This window comes from Exiguobacterium sp. KKT215 (assembly GCF_055635335.1).
The window spans coordinates 824,151-840,580 of the sequence record NZ_CM145756.1 but is presented as its reverse complement, the minus strand read 5'-3'; the positions used below and the strand labels follow the sequence as shown (position 1 = coordinate 840,580).

The following is a 16,430-nucleotide window of genomic DNA, read 5'->3' as shown; positions in this document are numbered from 1 at the left end:
CATATGGAGAAAGAAAAACGTTATATCTTAGCACTTGATCAAGGAACGACAAGCTCACGGGCCATCATCTTCGACCATGACGGGAAAATCGTCACAGTCGCGCAACGTGAGTTCAAACAATACTTCCCGAAACCGGGCTGGGTCGAGCATAACGCTAACGAGATTTGGGGTTCTGTCCTCGCCGTCATGGCCGAGGCGTTCGGGTCGGCTGATATCGATCCAAAAGAGATCGCGGCCATCGGAATCACGAACCAACGGGAAACGGCTGTCGTCTGGGAGAAGTCGACAGGACGTCCGGTCTATAACGCCGTCGTCTGGCAATCGCGTCAAACAGCCGGTATTTGTGATGAGTTGAAGGAAGCCGGTCATGCCGACTTGTTCCGCGATAAAACTGGTCTCTTGATCGACGCCTACTTCTCAGGCACGAAAGTCAAATGGATCCTCGACAACGTCGAAGGCGCCCGTGAGAAAGCCGAAGCCGGTGACCTCCTCTTCGGAACGATCGACACTTGGCTCATCTGGAAACTGTCAGGCGGCCACGCCCACGTCACGGACTACTCGAACGCGTCACGTACGCTCATGTACAACATCTATGAGCAAAAATGGGACGATGAGTTGCTCGAGATCTTGACGGTACCAAAGTCGATGCTCCCGGAAGTCAAACCGTCGAGTGAAGTGTACGCCAACACGATCCCGTATCACTTCTTCGGCTTCGAAGTTCCGATCGCCGGTGCGGCCGGTGACCAACAGGCTGCCCTCTTCGGTCAAGCCTGCTTCGAGTCAGGAGAAGGTAAGAACACGTACGGAACAGGTTGCTTCATGCTCATGAACACGGGCGAAGAAGCCGTCAAGTCGGACCATGGTCTGCTCACGACGATCGCGTGGGGATACAACGGTAAAGTCGAATATGCGCTCGAAGGTTCAATCTTCGTCGCCGGTTCGGCCATCCAATGGCTCCGTGACGGACTCCGTATGCTCAAGTCGGCGAAAGACACGGAACAGTACGCCAACCGCGTCGAAACGACAGACGGCGTCTACGTCGTCCCTGCCTTCGTCGGACTTGGTGCCCCGTATTGGAACTCGGACGTCCGTGGTGCCATCTTCGGCCTCACGCGCGGGACGGAGAAAGAACATTTCGTCCGGGCGACGCTCGAGTCACTCGCCTATCAGACACGCGATGTCTTGACGGCGATGGAACAAGATTCTGGCATCGAGTTGAAGACACTCCGCGTCGATGGCGGTGCGGTCAACAACAACTTCCTCATGCAGTTCCAAGCGGACATCTTGGACGTGCCGGTCGAACGGCCTGAAGTGAGCGAGACGACGGCTCTCGGTGCCGCCTATCTCGCCGGTCTCGCCGTCGGGTTCTGGAAAGACCAAGCAGAGATCAAACAGCAGTGGAAACTCGACCATCAGTTCGAACCGAAGATGGACGAAGCACACCGCGAAAATCTGTATAAAGGCTGGCAACACGCCGTCGAAGCGACAATGGGCTTCAAACCATCAAAACTTGAACTTTAATTGAACGCACGAAAGGGAGCATCCGCCAAGGATGCTCCCTTTTATAGTTTCCGTAACCGCAGACGAGGGCTCGCCGGCTCAGCGACGAACAAGATGCCGAGCTCGTGCGGATCGGTCTCGTACATCGCCCGTTGCACGAAACGGATATCTCCGTTCAAGTTGAGCACCTCGAGCTTGATGTACGGTTTATGCAACTGGAGCGCCTCATAGAAGCTGCTCCCGCCCGTGATGATGGTCCCGTTCACTTTGTAGATCGATTCGCCCGGAATGAGCTGCATCGCCTCGCCCGGTGAGCCCGGGAGCGTATCGATGATGACCGCTCCTCGGTTGCCGTTGATGAACACTGGTGTCGTCCCGCAGTTCTCTCGCTTGATGAGTTGTAGCGCCAACTCATACAACACGAACAGACCGAGCAAGATGTAGGCCGCATACGGCACGTCGATGGCGTAGGAAGCCCCGAACAAACCGAGGGCGACGAGCGCGAGCAAGCCGCGATACAGGCTCAGGCGACCGAGGAGCGTCCCTGGCAAGGCCCCGGTCGATAACAGGCTGACCCCGATTGGAATCGGCAAGATGACCGGTACTGGACCGTCGAGACCGAAGGACGGGGGTAAGAAGATGACAAGCGGGAAGAACCAAAGCCGTTTGACGACGTGTCCGCCGATGAATTGGCCTCGTTTGGACAAGATGAGCGTCGGTGACGTCTCGACCGGACCGTTCCACCGTAAGAGAATCGCTTCCGCGAGCGTCACGACACCGAATACGAGCGCATACACCGGCCAGTCGACCTCGGCCAATCGATCCATCCACCCTGTCAGTCCGCCATACTCGATGACGTCACGAAGCGCGACTGCCGTCAGCATGATCAAAAACGGGAACGCCGGGCTGCTGAAACGTGGGTGCATCGTCAAGACGATGAGCGCATACAGCACGCTGAACGTCACGAGCCATTCCCAGTTGACGGTCGTCTCGAGCAAAATCAATGCGGCTGAACCGATGACGGCGAGCAACAGGCTCGGCCATACAAAATGGCGCCAGTCCGACTTCGGCGAACGTCGCCGTGAGCGGAACATGCCCCGCTCCCGTTTGATGCGCGTCATTGATATGTAAGCGAGGGCGACGAGCGTCGCCCAGAGTAGCGGACTACCGATCAAGGTCAACAAAGCAGTAAAACTCATTCGTAGAACGTCCACACTTGTCCAATCCTTTCCCTAATCCTTATTTTGCAGCTTCTTCGAGCGCACGGTTCAATTGGGCATCGTTCGCCTCATCTTGAATCACCTCGAGCAAGCGTGACTCGAGCGCCGACGCCGTCGCCTCATTGACGACCCCGTCTTCCGGTAAATTGTTGTCGGCTTGGAAGTCGCTGACGGCGCGGGCCATCGTGTCGCCGTAATATCCTGGCTGTCCGCCCGGCTCATAGCCGATGCCCGACAAGACCGTGTGCAGATTCGACACCGCCTCGCCGTAGTCGCCGACTTTGAGCGAGTCCGTGTCGGCGAGGATGCGGTTCACCCCGAAGTAATCCGGTTGATTGACCTCGACGTCCGGCTCGATGCCTTTCTCGTTAATCCAATTGCCGTCCGGCGTGAGCCATTTGCTCGTCGTCAGCTTCAAGTTGCTGCCGTCCTCTAAATCGAACGCCGTCTGGACGACCCCTTTTCCGAACGTCTTGTTGCCGATAATCGTGGCACCGGCCCCTTCTTTGAGCGCCCCGGCCAAAATCTCAGATGCCGACGCCGATCCTTCGTCCGTCAAGACGAACAAGTCGTACGGCTTCGCTTCTCGGGCGCGGCCGCTCTGCGACTCGCGTTCCCCGTCCGCGTTCTCGATTTGGACGACCGGTTTATTCGTCGGGACGAACCCTTCGGTCATCTCGATGACGGCAGGAAGCAAGCCACCCGGGTTCCCGCGCACGTCGATGATAAGGCTATCGATGTCTTCTGACTCGAGCGTCTCAAGCTGCTCCAAAAACTCATCGGCCGTCGGCTCAGAGAACTGGGTCACCTCGATATAGCCGATTTTCTGGCCGTCCTGTTCTTTCACTTCCGAGTTGACGGTCTCGATCGGAATCGTGTCACGTGTGATCTCATAGTCGGCCTCTTGGCCCCCGCGACGGATCGTGAGCGTGACGACGGTCCCTTTCTCGCCCCGGATGAGTTGGACCGCCTCTTCGACGGCCATCCCTTCAATCGACTCCCCGTCGACCGCCGTGATGACGTCTCCGGCCCGGAGACCCGCTGCTTCGGCTGGTGCGCCTTTGATTGGAGCGACGATTAAGATGTCTTCTCCTTTCTTCTCCAAAGTCGCGCCGATTCCTTCAAAGCTCGACTCGATCGAGTCAGTGAACTGTGACGTCTCTTCGGCGTCGAGGAAGTCCGAGTACGGGTCGTCGAGCGCTCCCGTCATCCCGTCGAGGGCACCGGTCAACAAGTCTTCTTCCGAGATATCCTTTAACGAATGCGTCTCGATCAATTGTCGGACTTGGTCGACTTTGTCCCAGCCTTCCGCTTTCGGTTGGAGCGGTAACGGCGCATCGGTGAACGCCATCGTCGCGAGCCCAGCACCGGCACCGGCGACGAACGTGGCACCGGCTAGTAATCCTGCGGTTGTATTTTTCACGGGTAGTCCCTCATTTCTCTTTGTCAGTCTTTCATCCAGTATAGCAAAAAGTTCAGAAAAACGGACGTGTTCCAGAAATTTGGAACACGTCCGTCTCATCAGTAACCGATGTATGGACCCGGGTCGACCGCATTCGGTTGCCCTGGCGCCCATTGTCCGCGATGTAATTCGAAGTGGAGATGCGGGCCTGTCGACCAGCCCGTGCTGCCGAGCGTGCCGACGGTCTGTCCGGCTCCGACCGTTTGCCCCGACGTGACCGTAATCGCGTCGAGATGGGCATAGACGGTCGTCCATACTTCCCCGCCGACGATATGGGACACGAAGACGACGTTGCCGTAACCGGTCGCCCGGGCCGCCTTGATGACGATGCCTGGTGCCGCCGCGACGATCGGTGTCCCGGTCGCATTGACGAGATCGATGCCACGGTGCGACTCCGCCACGCCCGTGAGCGGGTTTTGCCGCGGGCCGAAAGGGCTCGACACGTAGCCGGATACCGGCCGCACGAACGAGGTCGCCGGTCCCGTCACGTTCGTCGGGGTTTCCGCAGGCGGTGGGGTTGTTGGAGCAGGCGCTGGGGCGGTTGGCGCTTTGTCGTCTGCCCGCTTGTCCGCTTCCGCTTTGGCATCAGCTCGTGCTCTCGCCTCTGCCTCGGCTTTTGCCTGCGCTTCTGCTTGTGCCTTGGCCTTCGCTTCGGCCTCGGCGCGGGCGGCGGCTTCCCGCTCCGCTTGGGCGATTGCTTCGAGTTGACCGGCGATGATCCGGCTCTGCTCACTCATGAGCGCCTGTTCTTCTTCACGGCTCATCTTCTCAAGCTCCAGTAGTTCGACTTGTTCGTTCAGTTCCGACAACAAACCCTGCTTTTGTTCGGCGGCGACGTCGAGCGCCTGTTTCGTCACGACGAGTTCCCGCTCTTTCTGTTTAAGGAACGAGAGCTGGGTCCGCTGCCGTGCTTCGAGCGCTTCGAGCCGCTCGACTTCACTCATGTAACTATGTATGAGGTCCCGGTCCTGATCGGCGATCGTCTGCGCGGTCAAGAGCCGCGTTACGAAGTCTCCGAATGAACGGGACTCGAAGACGACTTGGAGATAGGACTGGTCCTCATGTACTTGAAGCACACGAAGACGCTCACTAAGGAGCGCCTTCTGGCTTTCGAGGTACTGCCCTTGGGCAGTGAGTTGATCACGGGTTTCCTCGAGCTCGGTGCGCGCCGCGTCCGCTTCTTCCTGTTGGACGGCGATCTGTTCACTTAAGCCTTCGAGACGTTCATTGACCGCACGGATTTCTGTCGTGACCGCGTCACGTTCCGCCTCGGTGACTTCGAGCTCGGCGTCCGTCTCGTCTTGCGCTTTCTTGGATTCCTCCAATTGATTGGATAAACGATCTTGTCGTGCTTTCAGCGTGTCTTTCTCCGTCGCCCATACAGGCGAGGCAAGTAGCGTCAAACTTAATCCAAGCGCAAGCGAACGTTTCATCCGCCAACTCCTCCTCATATTTAAATTAGATTAGACTTTCAAGAATCGACCGAGCGATGTCGTCGAACCCCAGATCCCGATGAAGGCACCGAGCGCTAAGAGGACGAGTGACACTTGCGTCGTCAAAATCGATGGATCAATCAATTTAAATATATCACTATTCAGTTGATCTAGCGATGGTTGTAAAGCACTATATGCGACGTCATAACCGAAGTAGATGACGGCGATCGGGATGAGCGCACCGAATACACCGAGGAGAAGTCCTTCGATGAAGAACGGCCAGCGAATGAAGCTGTTTTTCGCTCCGACGAGACGCATGATCTCGATTTCGCGACGGCGTGAGAAGATCGTCATCTTGATCGTGTTCGAGATGAGGAACATCGCCATGAGCGTGAGACCGACGATCAACGCAAGTCCGCCGATGCGAATCCCGTTGAAGAAGGCGAACATCTTGTCGATATAGTCCTGTCCATATGTGACCTTATCGACGTTATCAAGTGACTGCACCGAATTAGCGACCTTCTCCGTATTGAGCGGGTCTGACGCTTTGACGATATAGCGGTCGTGGAGCGGGTTGTCCTTCTCGACCGTCCCGTAGGCGTTCGCATCTTCCCCAAGTTGGTTGCGGAAGTTCTCCAGTTCATCCTCTTTCGAGCTGAACGTGACCGATTCGACGCCTGGAATCTGCTCTAAGTTCTCACCGAGCTTCTCGACGTTCGCTTCCTCCGCGGTCCGGGTAACGAATACTTGAATCTCGACGTCGCTCTCGACGTTCTCTGAAATCTCATTGACGTTGAACATGACGAGGGCGAATACCCCGACGAGTAACAAGGTGATGGTAACGGCACTGATGGCCGCGAATGTCATCCAACCGTTGCGTAGTGTTCCCTTGAACCCTTCGCGCAGATGACGTAATCCACTTTTAAATATCATAGCCATATGCTCCTTTCTCTTCATCGCGTACGACTTTCCCGTTCTCGATCGCGATGACGCGATGGCGGATCTTGTCGACGATATCACGGTTGTGGGTCGCCATGACGATGGTTGCACCGCGACGGTGAATCTCTTGGAACACTTCCATGATGCCCCAAGCCGTGTCCGGGTCTAAGTTACCCGTCGGCTCGTCGGCGATGATGAGCTTTGGCTTATTGACGATGGCACGAGCGATCGACACACGCTGTTGCTCCCCACCCGATAGTTCATCCGGATAGTTGCGCGCCTTGTGTTTCAGTCCGACAAGGTTCAACACGTCCATGACCTGCTTGCGCATCGTGTTCGTGTCGGCCTGTACGACTTCGAGAGCGAACGCGACGTTCTCATATACCGTGAGTGACGGTAACAACTTATAGTCTTGGAAGATGACGCCGAGTTGACGGCGTAATTTCGGGACGTGGCGGTTTTTCAACTTGCCGACGTCAATCCCGTCAATCAAAAGAAGACCGCTCGACGGTTTCTCCTCCCGATAAATCATCTTCATAAACGTCGATTTCCCGGCGCCGGATGGTCCGACGACGTATAAGAACTCGCCGTCTTGAATCTCTAACTCGAGGTCATCGACGGCGACGACGCCGTTTGGATATACTTTGCTGACTTTTTGCATCGAGATCATAACGTATTCCCTACCCTTTTTATATATTTTTTATGCATCTATCACGTTTCATGCATCTATGACGAAGACTGGATTAGTTAGTTAAGTGAATATTTTCGTCTAGCCTCTGTTCTACACGATAAGCACTCGTCCTGTCAAGGGACCCTGTTCGTGCCAACCTGACCCAAAAAGGCGACAGGCAATATAGTTCAAGCGCCTTCAATTATAGCAATCGGACTTTTAAATAACCATTACAGGAATGTTTCAGTTGGATTGAGTTCGGTGTGAAATTGTCGTGTTGAAGACAGATTTCACGACTCGGACACAGATAATGAAACGCACATTCAAAAGCTATCCGCGTTCACGACTCCCTTGCTTCAATCACTGACGATCCAGATTCAGTCGAGATTGAAGGAAACAAAAAAACCACGAGTCTCCTCGTGGTTCCCCATGATTATTTTTTCTCGGCGAGCCAAGCGGCGACAGCCGTGATTTCTTCTTCGTCCTCAATCACGTTCGCAGGCATAGCGCCTTTCCCGTTTTTGATGACTTCTTCAATTTCACTAGCTGATAGACGTGAACCGACGTCCGCTAGTTTCGGACCGCTCATTCCTTCTAGATTCGCACCGTGACATGCCGCACAGTTTTGTGCGTAGACCGCTTCCGCGTCGACCGACGCCGTGTTGGCGCCGTCCCCGTTGCTCGTCGACTCTTCTTCATCGCCACCGCCGCACGCACCGAGCGTGAGCATGGCGCCAAGTCCAATCGCCATCATCCATTTCTTCATAATAGGGTTCCCCTCCTAAGTTGTAGAAATAACCTACTTTTACCATTATAGCCGTTATGAACCGCTTTCTAACCTAACTCACGAAAAATACACAAAGATTCCACAACTTAGGGAACGTTGATATAGCGTTTGTCCGACGTGAACCCTTGCCCCATCACCTCGTGCGCCTCACTGAAGATGAGGAACGCATCAGGATCGATGCGGCGAATGATTTCTTTCAGCCGGCTCACTTCGTTCTGGCGGACGACGACGAGGAGCATCGGACGCTCGAGTCGCGAGTACGCCCCGATTGCTTGAATCTCCGTCGCGCCCCGATCGAGCTCATCGAAGACGGCGCGCGTGATGACGTCCCGTTTCTCTGAGATGACATACGCCATCTTGTCCTGCGTGAAGCCGAGCTGGACGAAGTCGATCATCTTGATCGTGATGAACAAGGCGATAAGTGCATACAGTCCCGTCGTGAACGAGAACGTGACAGCAGCGACGAGGACGACCGCCCCGTCGAGGATGGCGATACAGAGGTAGAGCGGGATGTGGGTGAACTTATGTAAGATTTGCGCGAGCAAATCCATTCCCCCGGTCGAGGCCCGTCCCCGGAAGATGAGCCCGAGACCGATGCCGACGCCCGCCCCGCCAAAAATGGCCGCGAGCAGCGTGTCATTGACGGCCGCACCCGCGTCAATCGCTTCATAAAATAAGATCACGCCCGGTAAAAAAATCGACCCGACGAGTGACTTCACGCCGAAGCCTAGCCCGAGAATCATCCAGCCGACGAGGAGGAGCAACACGTTCGACACGAGCTGGAACGCCCCTGGCGAGATGTTGAACAGCTCGTACGTGATGATTGAGATCCCGCTGACGCCGCCCGAGGCGAGGTTGTTCGGCAATAGGAACAAACTGAACGCCGTGGCGACGAAGACGGACCCGGTCAGTAAATAGATATAGTCTTTGACGATTTGCTTCATTAAAGGTTTTCTCCTCTACATACAACGTGGCCCAAAGACGTCAGTCCTTGAGCCACTTGCATCACATATTTGTCTTGCGGAGGTAAGCGTCGATGAAGCCCATGATGTCGCCATCCATGACGCCGCTCGTGTTCCCGACTTCATAACTCGTGCGGTGGTCCTTGACCATCGCGTACGGGTGGAAGACGTAAGAACGGATTTGGCTGCCCCAACCGATGTCTGTCTTCTCGCCGCGAATCTCATCGAGCTTGCGTTGCTGCTCGTCGAGTTCACGTTGATACAGTTTTGCCTTGAGCATCTTCATCGCTGCTTCGCGGTTCTTGATTTGCGAACGCTCAGCTTGACACGAGACGACGACGCCCGTCGGCACGTGCGTGATCCGGACGGCCGAGTCAGTCGTGTTAATGTGCTGACCGCCGGCGCCTGACGCGCGGTACGTATCGATCCGGAGGTCTTCGGTCTTCACTTCGATTTCGATGTCGTCATTGAATTCCGGCATGACGTCACACGAGACGAACGACGTATGGCGGCGGCCCGACGAATCGAACGGCGAGATGCGAACGAGACGGTGAATCCCTTTCTCCGCCTTCAAGTAGCCGTAGGCGTTATGCCCGACGATGCGGAGCGTGACCGACTTGACGCCGGCTTCTTCGCCCGGCAGATAGTCGACCGTCTCGACTTTCCAGCCTTGCTTGTCCGCGAAGCGTTGGTACATCCGAAGCAGGAGCGAGGCCCAGTCTTGAGACTCGGTACCGCCCGCCCCCGGGTGAAGCTCGAGGATTGCGTTGTTGGCGTCGTACGGTCCGTTCAAGAGGATTTCGAGTTCGAACGCGTCGAAATCGGCCTTGAGCGCCGTGACCATCTCTCCTAATTCACCTTGCATCTCGGCGTCCGGCTCTTCTTTGATCAGTTCGAGCGTGACTTCGCCGTCTTCATGCCCATCGGCGAGCTCTTGGTATTTGTCGACCATCGCTTTGAGCGCGTTCGACTCGTCGATGACTTTCTGAGCCTTCTCTTGGCTGTCCCAGAAGTCTGGGTACGTCATCTCGTTCTCGAGCTCGGCGATGCGGGCCTGCTTCTCTGTCAGGTTGAGCGATTGGCGATAATTCTCGAGGCGTTTCGCCATCGCCTCGAGTTCGTTGCGAATATCTGAAATTTCCATAGTGTAGGTCACCTTTCCGTAGGAAAGAGGCGAGCGGACTCGCCTCTTTCAAAATTAAGCCTGTTGTTTGCCGTGGCAGTTTTTGAACTTCTTGCCTGAACCACACCAGCACGGGTCATTGCGCCCGAGCCGTTGGTCTTCCGTGCGACGGACCGGCTTTTTCTTGAGCGGCGTGTCGTCCTTGCCAGACACCGCCACTTCCTCCTCGACGACTTTCTCGCGTCGGAGGTTGTCACCGACTTCGGCACGAAGCACGAAGCCGGTCACTTCTTCGGAGATGGCCACGTTCATCGCATCGAACATGTTGACGCCTTCCGCCTGATACTCGCGGAGCGGGTCGTTCTGTCCGTAGGCACGCAAGTGAATCCCTTGACGGAGTTGGTCCATGTGGTCGATGTGTGCCATCCAGTGTGAATCGACGGCACGGAGCACGATGATCTTCTCGAACTCGTTGAAGCGTTCCGGCGGCGCGAGTTGGCGTTTCGCCTCATACTGCGCGGTCGTGCGTTCGTTCAAGAGCTCGATGATCTCTTCGCGCTCTTTGCCGTAGAAGTCCTTGCCTTCGACCGGCTGCTCGAGGGCGAGCGTCTGGTTGGCCCAGTGCGCGAGCTCATCGATGTTCCACTCTTCCGGCACGAGCTCGAGCGGCGTATATTGCGCGACGCCCGTCTCGACCGTCTCTTGAATCATCGAACGGACGATGTCCGTGACCGATTCATTCTCGAGGATGCTGGCCCGGTCTTTGTACATGACTTTCCGTTGGTCGGCCATGACGTTATCGTAACCGAGGAGCTGTTTCCGAGCGTCATAGTTGTTCCCTTCGACACGTTTCTGGGCCGACTCGACCGCTTTCGAGACCATGCGGCTCTCGATCGGTTGCGTGTCGTCCATGCCGAGGCGCTCCATCATGTTCTGGAGGCTGTCCGTCCCGAAGCGGCGCATGAGCTCATCTTCGAGTGACAAGTAGAACTGGGATTTACCCGGGTCTCCTTGACGTCCGGCCCGTCCCCGGAGCTGGTTGTCGATCCGGCGCGACTCGTGGCGCTCGGTCCCGACGATATATAAGCCACCGAGTTCGATGACGCCTTCGCCGAGCTTGATGTCGGTTCCGCGTCCAGCCATGTTCGTCGCGATCGTGACCGAGCCTTTTTGGCCGGCGTTCTCGACGATTTCGGCCTCACGGGCGTGGTTCTTCGCGTTCAAGACTTCGTGTTTGATTTTCTTCTTCGAGAGAAGCTTGCTCAAATGCTCCGACGTCTCGACGGCGACCGTCCCGACGAGGACCGGTTGTCCCGTCGCGTGGGCTGCCATGATTTCTTCGACGACGGCTTTGAACTTGCCGTCCATCGACTTGAAGATGAGATCCGAACGATCTTCCCGAAGGATCGGTTTGTTCGTCGGGATCGTCACGACCTGCATGTTGTAAATGTTACGGAACTCTTCTTCCTCTGTCTTCGCCGTTCCGGTCATCCCGGCCAGCTTCTCATACATACGGAAGTAGTTCTGGTACGTGATCGTCGCGAGCGTCATCGATTCACGCTGAATCTCGACGCCTTCTTTCGCTTCGATCGCCTGGTGCAACCCTTCCGAGTAGCGGCGTCCGTCCATGACCCGACCGGTGAACTGGTCGATGATCATGACTTGGCCGTCACGGACCATGTAGTCGACGTCATGATGCATGACGGCGTTGGCACGAAGGGCGAGCCCGACGTGGTGGTTGACCGAGACGTGCTCGATCGCGAACAAGTTGTCGATGCCAAAGAACTTCTCGGCGAGGTCGACCCCTTTGTCCGTGAGGAGAACCGACTTCGTCTTCACGTCGACCGTGTAGTCGTCCTCGATTTTGAGCGTGCGGACGAAAGCATCGGCCCGTGTGTAAAGCTCTGTCGATTTTTGGGCCGAACCCGAGATGATGAGCGGGGTCCGGGCTTCATCGACGAGAATCGAGTCGACTTCATCGACGATTGTGAAGTAGAGCTCGCGTTGGACACGGTCTTCTTTATAAAGGACCATGTTGTCACGCAAGTAGTCGAAACCGAGCTCGTTGTTCGTCGAGTAGGTGATGTCACAGTTATACGCCGCCTGCTTCTCGACACGGTCCATGTTCGACACGTTGAGGCCGACCGAAAGACCGAGTGCAAAGTAGAGCGGTTCCATGAGTTCTTTGTCACGGCGGGCCAAATATTCGTTGACCGTCACGACGTGGACGCCGCGGCCCGTGAGCGCGTTCAAATATACCGGAAGAGTTGCGACGAGGGTCTTCCCTTCCCCGGTCTTCATCTCAGCGATGTCACCGTTATGGAGCACGTAGCCCCCGATGAGTTGGACGCGGTAGTGGCGCATGCCGAGCACACGCTCAGACGCCTCGCGACAGACCGCAAACGCTTCTGGCAAGATATCATCAAGCGTCTCACCCTTGTCCAAACGCTCCCGGAACTCAATCGACTTCGCCTGAAGTGCTTCGTCAGACAATGCCTTAATCGGTTCGGCGAACGACTCGACGAGGTCGGCCGCTTTTTCTGCTTTTTTCAATACTCGTTTCTGTGGAGCAAATAAATCTTTCAAAAAGTTCGCCATACGCTTTATCTCCTCTGCATTCACTGAAAAATGCATGTTTTTTCCCTAATGTACAGTTTAACCGAAGTGACCCTCGCTTTCAAGGAAAGGCCAAACGAAACGGCCCTCCGAATTGGAGGGCCGTGTGGTTTCAAGGTTGAATTATTCTGGTTCGATCAAGCCGTATTTCCCGTCTTTACGACGATAGACGACGTTCGTGTTGCCCGTTTCTGCGTCTGAGAAGACGAAGAAGCTGTGGCCGAGCATGTCCATCTGAAGAATCGCTTCTTCCGTATCCATCGGTTTGAGCGTGAAACGCTTCGTCCGCACGAGTTCGAGTTCTGCCTCGTCCTCGTCGTAGACGACCACGTCCTCAGGACCTTCGAGTGACTTGAAGTACTCGCCGATACCGCCATCTTTGGCACGTGATTTACGGTTGAGTTTCGTTTTGTGCTTACGGATTTGACGCTCCAATTTATCGACGACGAGGTCGATTGCCGCGTACATGTCGAGGTTTGTTTCCTCAGCACGGAGCAACAAGTTCGGCATCGGGATCGTCACTTCCACCTTTTGCTTCTCGTTGTACACTTTCAAGTTGACGTAAGCCGTCTGTGCATCCGTAGGAGTTGTGAAATACCGAGTCAATTTGTCCAACTTTTTCTCGACATAGTCTTGAATAGCTGGTGTGACTTCAATGTTTTCGCCGCGAATGTTATAAATCATCTGAACTCCTCCTTAAAATAACCGCTTGACCCAATGATTCGTCGATTTGGACCGAATCTCCTGCTTCATTTCTGAAAAGAAAGTGGAACCAGGTGGCTCATTTATAGTATACCCCGAATTCAAATCGTTTGAAAACGTTATCATCAGAAAATAATGACAATTTTGTTCCGATTGCGTCGTCTTCAACTTGAATCGGCGGTATAAAAAGAAACTACCCGTTCTGCCCGTTCTTAAACGCGATTTTGATTCGAAGGACGCTATGTAAGAAAAATAAAAAGCCGGCTCCACGAGGGAACCAGCTTACGGCTTGAAATTATAATTTTGTAACGTTAGCCGCTTGTGGGCCACGCTCGCCATCAACGATTTCAAATTCTACCTCTTGACCTTCGTCAAGTGATTTGTAGCCGTCAGTTTGGATTGCAGAGAAGTGTACGAATACGTCTTTGCCGCCTTCTACTTCGATGAATCCAAAACCTTTTTCTGAGTTAAACCATTTTACTTTACCTACCATGTGTAAATCCATTCCTTTCACCATTGAAGAATACAGAGGCTTTCCCTCTATCGGTAATCTTACCACCTTCTTAGAAGCGTGACAAACACTTTCTCATATTTTTGTAAATGAATCGTCTTTTGGCTTACATTGGAATTATATTTCCCTACTTTTCATATAGAGATATTGAATTTACATATTTTGTGATATATCATGGAAGGGATGATTTAGGTTTGTACGCCATTTGGGCGAGCCGAGCCTGAAAATCTAATACGAAAAGGACGGTGCAGCCATATGCGCCCCTACCATTCCGAGGAAAAGTACCGTATTACAAAGCGGACGGTGGCCATCCTGCCTTGTTATGAGATGTCCGCGCAATCGCGCGTCATTCTCGAGGACGGCTCCGAGATTACGACCCCACTCCGGCCCTACCAGCTCCTGCAGCTCTCATGCCGCCAGTACAGCAGTTCGATTGAGGAGCGCATCTTCGTCGCCAAGCGTGTCGCCGGCATCAAAGGCAAAGTGCCAGTCGTCATCGAACCGACGTCCGGTCTCGTCTTTTTCCCGACGATGTCCCCGAAGCGACCTGAGTGTGAATGGTACGCCTGGTCGCACGTCCGTGACATCACGAGTGACCCAATCGAGTCGAAAGGCTTGGTCGTCACCCAGAACGGTCACCGGATCACCACGAACGCGACCTCATACGTCCTCCGCAATCAATTGAAAGCGACGGGCGAACTCGTCGCTCGGTTCCAACAATTAAACCAGAGCGCAACGCTCAACTCTTGACCCTTCCGTCGATTCGACGGGAGGTTTTTTTCTGCCGGTTTCGCTTCACTTTTTGAAAAAGAGGTCGATATATTGTTCGAGGTGACAACTATGCAAATCCAAGCCCCCATGACCGCAGCCGTCGCGGTCACAGCCGGTATCCAGACGAATCGCATCTATAAAGCCGAGCTCGTCAAACAGACCGGCCCCGACTCCGGGATCGTCAAAATCAATGGCGAGCAAGTCGAGGTCACGTTCGAGGGCGGGCTCCCGAAGACGAACCCGTTCCAACTGACGCTCGCCGAACAAGACGGTCAGCTCATCGCGACGATCGTCGTCAAACCTGAACCCGAGACGCCGGACATGCCGAGCGGTCAACCGGTGAAACTCGATACGAAGATTCAGGCGTTGCTCGCATCGCTCCCGCCCGAGGTCCGGAGTGCCGTCAGCCGTTTGCTCCAATCAGGACGGCTGCCGATGAACGAGGACACGGTGCGTCTGCTCGAGACCGTCTTTAAAGGCGACATGCGCGATGCCGTCCTCTGGCTGAAGACGGTCGAGGCGCCGACGCTCCCGCGTGATGTCGCGCGCGACCTCGCCGTCGCGTCATTAGATGAAGCGAGACAACAAATGAAACCACCGCCACCTGGCGCGCCGTACCCGCAGAAAGAACGGTTCATCGAGCACGTCAATCTGTCGCGTCCCGTCAGCGAACGTTTGACGCCGACACCGGAGACGGTCGACCGGCTCATCAACGAGTTGCCGGAGCCGCGCCCGACGCGAATCGAACCGCGCGAGGCGTTACCGCCCGTCCTCGGACGACCGGTGCTCGTCAAAGAAGTGACGTCACATCTCGCGAACGTGACGAACACGTTTAGAAGCGAACAAGTGACGGTCACGAAACAGCTCGGCCAAGTCGCCGCCCTCGTCGAGACGAACCCGCATCAGGCACGCCCCGCACTCGAGACGGTGTCGACCCGCTTGACGCAACTCATCCAAAAGACGGACGCCTTGTTACATACGAGCGCGACCCAAGAGAAGGCGCTCGTCGCGATGACGGCGAAGCTCGACGTCGCCCTCGGGCTGCTGTCGACGAAACCGGCCGAGAGCGCCGCGCTCATCAAAGAAGTGCGCGCCAGCTTGAACGAGTTCCGCTACGTGCCGAACCACGTCCGGCTCGAATATATCCCGCACCAGGCGACCCGCGCCGGCGAACTGCCGCGCGTCACGCCGTTCAAAGTCGACCCGAACCTATCGGGCCGCGTCATCCAAGAGACGACGCAGCGCGTCCAGGCGTCGACGTTGTCATTGAAACCCGACGCGGCGACACCTGAAGCGCAACGGCTCGCCTCGTTCTTCCAAGTCCAACAGACGTTAAACCGGTTGGACGGTGGGCAGCTCCATCAGCTCATACTCGCCTTGCCGGCGAAAGTCCAAGAGATTGACACTGGCATTCACGTCCATATCCAAAACCGGGAGGCCGGGGACGTCGTCGACTGGGAGAACAGCGTGCTCTATATCCGGCTCGAGACGCCGCGGCTCGGCGAGATTGGCGTCAAGCTCGAAGCGATCGACCGGAATCTTCGGCTCACGCTCGAACACGATGACCCGACCGTCGAGGCACTCGCGCGTCCCCTACTCGGCAACATCGAGACAACGCTCGAGGCGATCGGTTATCGCAGTGTCACAACCCAGTTCCGCCCATTGACGAAGGCGGACCGACCGGAGACCGAGCGTCCTACGCTCGAGACGACCGGCTATGATTTCCGCATCTAG

The 16,430-nt window shown here is 55.6% G+C and carries 14 protein-coding genes; 3 read left to right on the top strand and 11 right to left on the bottom strand.

From position 1 onward, the window contains the following. Positions 1 to 3 precede the first annotated feature (3 nt). Positions 4 to 1,521: a glycerol kinase GlpK gene (gene glpK / locus ACZ2GZ_RS04455; protein ID WP_029595040.1), complete on the top strand. Its 1,518-nt coding sequence runs from the start codon at positions 4 to 6 to the stop codon at positions 1,519 to 1,521. Positions 1,522 to 1,562: 41 nt separating this feature from the next. Here the strand turns inward: glpK and ACZ2GZ_RS04450 are convergent, their stop codons facing one another. The 11 genes from ACZ2GZ_RS04450 to cspD form a co-directional block, all read right to left on the bottom strand. Beyond that, positions 1,563 to 2,699 carry a PDZ domain-containing protein gene (locus ACZ2GZ_RS04450; RefSeq protein WP_214715954.1) on the bottom strand — a complete coding sequence of 379 codons (1,137 nt, stop codon included), beginning with the start codon at positions 2,697 to 2,699 and terminating at the stop codon, positions 1,563 to 1,565. A 40-nt stretch (positions 2,700 to 2,739) separates the two neighbouring features. Then, positions 2,740 to 4,143 carry a S41 family peptidase gene (locus ACZ2GZ_RS04445; protein WP_214715961.1) on the bottom strand — a complete coding sequence of 468 codons (1,404 nt, stop codon included), beginning with the start codon at positions 4,141 to 4,143 and terminating at the stop codon, positions 2,740 to 2,742. 98 nt (positions 4,144 to 4,241) lie between these two features. Continuing rightward, positions 4,242 to 5,615, bottom strand: a complete 1,374-nt coding sequence (locus ACZ2GZ_RS04440) for a murein hydrolase activator EnvC family protein (RefSeq protein ID WP_214715963.1) — start codon at positions 5,613 to 5,615, stop codon at positions 4,242 to 4,244. Between the two features lie 30 nt (positions 5,616 to 5,645). Then, the gene (gene ftsX, locus ACZ2GZ_RS04435) at positions 5,646 to 6,548 is read right to left on the bottom strand and encodes a permease-like cell division protein FtsX (protein WP_131472317.1); all 903 of its coding nucleotides are present in this window, start codon (positions 6,546 to 6,548) and stop codon (positions 5,646 to 5,648) included. After that, entirely contained in the window at positions 6,538 to 7,224 is a 687-nt protein-coding gene (gene ftsE / locus ACZ2GZ_RS04430) for a cell division ATP-binding protein FtsE (protein WP_021065417.1), read from the bottom strand. The genes ftsX and ftsE overlap by 11 nt, the downstream gene beginning before the upstream one ends. 433 nt (positions 7,225 to 7,657) lie before the next feature. Beyond that, positions 7,658 to 7,990 (bottom strand): cytochrome c551, encoded by a 333-nt coding sequence (cccB, locus tag ACZ2GZ_RS04425; RefSeq protein WP_029595036.1) that lies wholly within the window; start codon positions 7,988 to 7,990, stop codon positions 7,658 to 7,660. 107 nt (positions 7,991 to 8,097) lie between these two features. Then, positions 8,098 to 8,955: a YitT family protein gene (locus ACZ2GZ_RS04420; protein WP_131472864.1), complete on the bottom strand. Its 858-nt coding sequence runs from the start codon at positions 8,953 to 8,955 to the stop codon at positions 8,098 to 8,100. Positions 8,956 to 9,016: 61 nt separating this feature from the next. Next, positions 9,017 to 10,117 (bottom strand): peptide chain release factor 2, encoded by a 1,101-nt coding sequence (gene prfB / locus ACZ2GZ_RS04415; protein WP_021065414.1) that lies wholly within the window; start codon positions 10,115 to 10,117, stop codon positions 9,017 to 9,019. Between the two features lie 54 nt (positions 10,118 to 10,171). Next, positions 10,172 to 12,694, bottom strand: coding sequence for a preprotein translocase subunit SecA (secA, locus tag ACZ2GZ_RS04410; RefSeq protein ID WP_131472865.1), 2,523 nt, complete (start codon positions 12,692 to 12,694; stop codon positions 10,172 to 10,174). A gap of 141 nt (positions 12,695 to 12,835) precedes the next feature. Further along, positions 12,836 to 13,396 (bottom strand): ribosome hibernation-promoting factor, HPF/YfiA family, encoded by a 561-nt coding sequence (gene hpf, locus ACZ2GZ_RS04405; protein ID WP_021065412.1) that lies wholly within the window; start codon positions 13,394 to 13,396, stop codon positions 12,836 to 12,838. Between the two features lie 313 nt (positions 13,397 to 13,709). Beyond that, entirely contained in the window at positions 13,710 to 13,907 is a 198-nt protein-coding gene (gene cspD, locus ACZ2GZ_RS04400; protein WP_021065411.1) for a cold-shock protein CspD, read from the bottom strand. A gap of 273 nt (positions 13,908 to 14,180) precedes the next feature. Here cspD and ACZ2GZ_RS04395 point away from each other — a divergent pair, with 273 nt between their 5' ends. Both ACZ2GZ_RS04395 and ACZ2GZ_RS04390 read left to right on the top strand, forming a co-directional pair. Then, positions 14,181 to 14,675: a competence protein ComK gene (locus tag ACZ2GZ_RS04395; protein WP_029595033.1), complete on the top strand. Its 495-nt coding sequence runs from the start codon at positions 14,181 to 14,183 to the stop codon at positions 14,673 to 14,675. A gap of 90 nt (positions 14,676 to 14,765) precedes the next feature. Then, entirely contained in the window at positions 14,766 to 16,430 is a 1,665-nt protein-coding gene (locus ACZ2GZ_RS04390) for a hypothetical protein (RefSeq protein WP_251135317.1), read from the top strand.